Consider the following 4060-nt stretch of genomic DNA (forward strand, 5'->3'; position numbering starts at 1 on the left):
TCGGCGCGGCGCTGCTGGTCGCGCCCGCCGCCGTCACCTCGATCGGGACCGCGTTCACCCCGGTCGGGCGGGGGGAGCGCGCGGCGGTCGAGGGGCTGTGCGCGTCCCTGCCGCCGGACGCCTCGGCGCTCGTCGTGGAGCGGGTCACCGCCGACCGGTTCACCCAGCTCGTCCGGGGGGTCTGCGGCGTGCCCGCGGCCCGGGTCGAGCTCGTCCCCGGCACCGACCTGCCGTCCCCGGCCGACGTGAACCGGCTGATCGGCCGCATCCGGGCGGCGGGCCGCGCCCCGGTCCTGCTCGCCGCCGAGGCGGGCCAGCTCGCGCCGTACGGCACGCCGGTCCGGGCGATGGCGCTGCGCACCCGCCAGGACGAGCGCTCCCTCACCGAGGCGCCGAACGGCACCTGGTCCCTGTCGGTCGACGTCTGGACGGCCGCGCCCTGACGGAGCGGAGGAGCTCGACGGGTCCGGTGAGCGACCACACCTGATGAGCGATGCCCGTATGGTGATTTCCTTCCTGATTAGGCATAGTTTCTTGAATGTCGTCCGGGTACGAAGAGATCTCCTTCGGCAGCGGTGATCCCGATCGGGAGCCGCGGCTCCAGGCGTGGGCGCGGGCGCACGCCCGGGTGCTGGCGGTCTGCTTCACGGTGACGGCCGTGCTGGTGGCGGCGGGAGCCGGGGGCCGGTACCTGTACGAGCGGTCCCGCGAACCGCTGCCCCCGCCGGCCGCGCCGTTCCCCGCCCAGATGCGGATCGCGGCCCACCTGTGCGGCCTGGGCGCGGAGGCGTGGGCGTGCCGGGAGAGGCGCGAGGCGACGGAGGCCGACGGCCGGGCGGTCGAGGAGCGGATGAGGGCGATGCCCGAGCTGGCCGAGGCGGTCTTCGTGAGCAAGGAGGAGGACCGCCGCAGGACGCTGGCCTACTACACCGAGGCGGGCGAGCCGGAGAGGATCGAACTGGCCTTCCTGCACGGGCGGGTCGAGGGGACGCTCCGCCGGAGCGGGGACCTCGCGGCGGTGGCCGAACGGGTCGGGAAGCTCCCCGGGGTCAACCGGGTGCTCCGGGTCCCCACCGACTTCTGGGCGGGCAAGGCGGATTTCGCCGTGCAGCTGTGCGGGACGGACGACTGGTCGCGGTACGCGTGCCCGAAGAACCGGCCCGCCGGAGTCACCGGTTCCGTCAGCGCGACGGAGAAGCGGGCGGTCCTGGACCGGATCTGGGACCTGTCCGGGGCCGGGACCGTCTACCTGGAGAGCCGCGACCACCGGATCCGGCTGCTGCGGCACTACCACCCCGAGCGCCCGGCCAGTGATCCGCTGTTCCGGTTCGACAGGTCCTACGAGACCTTCTACGTCCGCTTCTCCGGCCCGGCCGACCTCCCGGCGGCCGCCGCGGCGCTGAAGTCCCTGCCCGGCGTCCGGTCGGTGGCCCCGGTCCGCGCCGAGGGGCATCCCGAGGGGCACTCGCTCGCGGTGGGCCGAATGGCCAGATCCAGTGGTGATTGACATGATTTCTTGAATGTCGTCCGGGTATGAAGAGATCTCTTTCGGCGGTGGCGATCCCGACAAGGAGCCGTGGCTCCAGGCGTGGGCGCGGGCGCACGCCGGGCTGATCAGGGTGCTGTCCGTCTGCGCCGCGGTGCTGCTGGTGCTCGGCGCGGCCGGATTCGGGGGCCGGTACCTGTACGAGCGCTCCTTCGAGCCGCTGCCCCCGCCCGAGGCGGCGTTCCCGGAGCAACGGGGGCTCATGGTCCTCCTGTGCGAGGGCTACGGTCCCGGAGGAGGGGGCCGCTGCCCCGGGCGGCGGAAGGCCACCGACGCCGAGGGCCGGGCGCTCGCCGAGCGCATGCGGGCGATGCCGGAGCTGGCCGAGGTCGTCTTCGTGAGCGGTGAGCAGAACCGCCGAGAGACGCTGGCCTACTACGCGGAACTGGGCGAGGAGCCCTCGGGGGAGGTGACCCCCTTCCCCACGGTCAGGGCCGTCCTGCGCCGGAGCGGGGACTTCGCGGCGGTGGTCCGGCAGGTGAGGGCGATGCCCGCGGTCGACCGGGTGGAACGCGATCCTGCGGATTTCTGGCGGGGCAGGGCCGATCTCGCCGTCGCCCTGTGCGGGACGGACGACTGGTCCCGGTACGCGTGCCCGAAGAACCGGCCCGCCGGGGTGACCGGCGCGGTGAGCGCGGCGGAGAAGCAGGCGGTCCTCGACCGGATCTGGGCGCTGCCCGAGGCCGAGACGGTCTACCTCCAGGACCGGGAGCACCACACCCGGTTGATGCGCCACTACTACCCGGAGGAGCCGGCCGGCGGCCGGATGTTCCGGATCGACCTGTCCAGGGAGACCTTCTACGTGAAGCTCTCCGACCCGGCCGCGTTCCCCGCCGCGGCCAAGGCGCTGAAGTCCCTGCCCGGGGTCAGCGCGGTGTACCGCGTCGAGCCCAGGGAGTAGCGGCCCGCCGGCGGTGGCGCCGGGAGCGCCCGAAGCGGGTGATGTGGGTCCGGGGTGCGGCCGGGCAGAGTATCCTCGCCTGCCGTGAGCACGCCCGAGACCCCCGAGAGTGGACCAGCTGTGGACGCAACGCCGTACGTCACGATCGTCCTGCCCTGTTACAACGAGCAGGACCACGTCATCGACGAGGTCGAGCGCATCTGCCGGGCCATGGACGGCAGCGGCTACACCTACGAGCTCGTGGCCGTGGACGACTGCTCCACCGACGAGACGCTGGCCCGGCTCAAGGAGGCGGCGCCGCGCTTCCCGAACATGCGGATCAGGGCGTTCCACCGCAACGGCGGGTCGGGCACGGTCCGCCGGATCGGCAGCCAGGAGGCGCGCGGCGAGATCGTCGTGTGGACCGACGCCGACATGACCTACCCGAACGAGCGCATCCCCGAGCTGGTCCAGATCCTCGACAAGGACCCCGGGATCGACCAGGTGGTGGGCGCGCGCACCACCGAGGAGGGCTCGCACAAGTTCCTGCGGGTCCCGGCGAAGTGGGTCATCCGCAAGATCGCCGAATGGCTGGCCGGGCAGCGGATCCCCGACCTCAACTCGGGCCTGCGGGCCTTCCGCAAGTCGGTCGCCAAGCCGTACCTGCGGCTGCTGCCGCCCGGGTTCTCCTGCGTCACGACGATCACGCTCTCGTTCCTGTCGAACCAGCACGACGTGTACTACCTGCCGATCGAGTACAGCAAGCGGGCGGGCAAGTCGAAGTTCAGCTTCGTCTCCGATGCCTACCGCTACATCCTGCAGGTGCTGCGGATGGTCATGTACTTCAACCCGCTCAAGGTCCTCATGCCGCCCGCCATCTGGCTGGTCTGCATCGGCCTGGCCAAGGGCGTCTACGACAACGTCAAGACCCCGTTCTACCTGGCCAACAACACCATCATCATCTTCGTGACGGGTCTGCTGATCGGCTCGCTGGCGCTGCTGGCCGACCTCATCGTGCGCTCCCGCAGCGAGTAGGGCGGAAGCGGCATGCGGATCGCGATCGTCGGGCCGACCTACCCCTACAAGGGCGGCGGCGCCGCGCACACCACCGAGCTCGCCCACCGGCTGCGGGCCGCCGGGCACGACGTGGTGATCGAGTCGTGGAAGGCGCAGTACCCCTCGTTCCTCTATCCGGGACGGCAGACCGCCGACACCCCCGACGGCGAGCCGTTCGGGAACGTCCGCCGGGTGCTCGACTGGCGCCGCCCGGACGGCTGGGTCGCGTGCGGGCGGCGGCTGCGCTCGGCCGACCTGGTGGTCCTGGCCGTGCTCAGCCCGGTGCAGGTCCCGCCCTACCTGGGCATCCTGTACGGCCTGCGCCGCCGGACGAAGGTGGTGGCCCCCCGTGTGATAGCGCTGTGCCACAACGTGCTGCCGCACGAGCGCAAGCCGTACGACACGCCGCTGATGCGGGCGCTGCTGCGCCGGGTGGACGGGGTGCTGGTCCACTCGGGGGCGCAGGCGGAGCTGGCCCGCGGGCTGGCGCCGGTGCCGGTGACGACGGCGCAGATGGCGCCGCACCTGCCGGCGGGGGCGCGGGAGCGGGCCGAAGCCGGGCCCCCGGCCGGCAGGTG

At 72.6% G+C, this 4060-nt stretch carries 4 protein-coding genes and 1 pseudogene; all 5 read left to right on the forward strand.

What is annotated here, in order from left to right; all coding sequences use genetic code 11:
• Window positions 1–443 (forward strand): annotated as a pseudogene (locus ACWJ6R_RS31565) (hypothetical protein); the annotation flags it as partial.
• Window positions 444–538: 95 nt separating this feature from the next.
• Window positions 539–1507 (forward strand): permease-like cell division protein FtsX, encoded by a 969-nt coding sequence (locus ACWJ6R_RS31570; protein WP_449065721.1) that lies wholly within the window; start codon window positions 539–541, stop codon window positions 1505–1507.
• A 13-nt stretch (window positions 1508–1520) separates the two neighbouring features.
• The gene (locus ACWJ6R_RS31575) at window positions 1521–2447 is read left to right on the forward strand and encodes a permease-like cell division protein FtsX (protein ID WP_449065722.1); all 927 of its coding nucleotides are present in this window, start codon (window positions 1521–1523) and stop codon (window positions 2445–2447) included.
• Between the two features lie 84 nt (window positions 2448–2531).
• A complete protein-coding gene (locus ACWJ6R_RS31580) occupies window positions 2532–3461 on the forward strand; it encodes a glycosyltransferase family 2 protein (protein ID WP_449065723.1) in 930 nt (309 codons plus the stop codon).
• Between the two features lie 12 nt (window positions 3462–3473).
• Window positions 3474–4060: glycosyltransferase (locus tag ACWJ6R_RS31585; RefSeq protein WP_449065724.1), on the forward strand; the 587-nt coding region annotated here is incomplete at its 3' end.

Source organism: Planomonospora algeriensis, from assembly GCF_977012225.1.